The organism is Pseudomonas sp. KB_15 (genome assembly GCF_052114525.1).
Taxonomy (GTDB): Bacteria; Pseudomonadota; Gammaproteobacteria; order Pseudomonadales; family Pseudomonadaceae; genus Aquipseudomonas.
Genome location: NZ_JBFREX010000229.1, coordinates 1 through 436, shown reverse-complemented (window position 1 = coordinate 436; position 436 = coordinate 1). Strand labels below are relative to the sequence as shown.

Genomic DNA, 436 nt, shown 5'->3' with positions numbered 1-436 from the left:
GTGCAGACGCTGGCCAGTCACGCCCGCGCCGCCAACGAGATCCGCAACCGGCTCTCGAACGACCACTGGCGCACCATCCTGGCCGCCCGCAACGACTTCCATGACGCGATGGCCGCCGCCGCGTGCCCGGCCGGCTCGGCCAGCGGCGAGGGCTCGTACGACCGCTCCCGGGTGCTGGTCGCGCTGGAGCAACTGTCGATGCAGCTCGGGGCGATCAGCGGCGCGCAGGGCGACCGCATGWCSCGCGACGAAGCSTGGCGSCTGSTGTTYATCGGCCGYCATATCGAGCGCGTCTCCACGCTGGCGCTGTTCCTGGAGGTGGCCGAGCGCAGTGGCGCGCTGCGCTCGCGCAGTGGCTTCGACCTGCTGCTGCACCTGTTCGACAGCACGCTGACCTACCGCTCGCTGTTCCCGGGCCGGACCGACGTGCCGGCGC

At 72.0% G+C, this 436-nt stretch carries 1 protein-coding gene; it reads left to right on the top strand.

Annotated features, from left to right (window positions below):
• The coding region (locus AB4Z35_RS30620; protein WP_442101245.1) for an alpha-E domain-containing protein at positions 1–436 on the top strand (436 nt) is incomplete at both ends.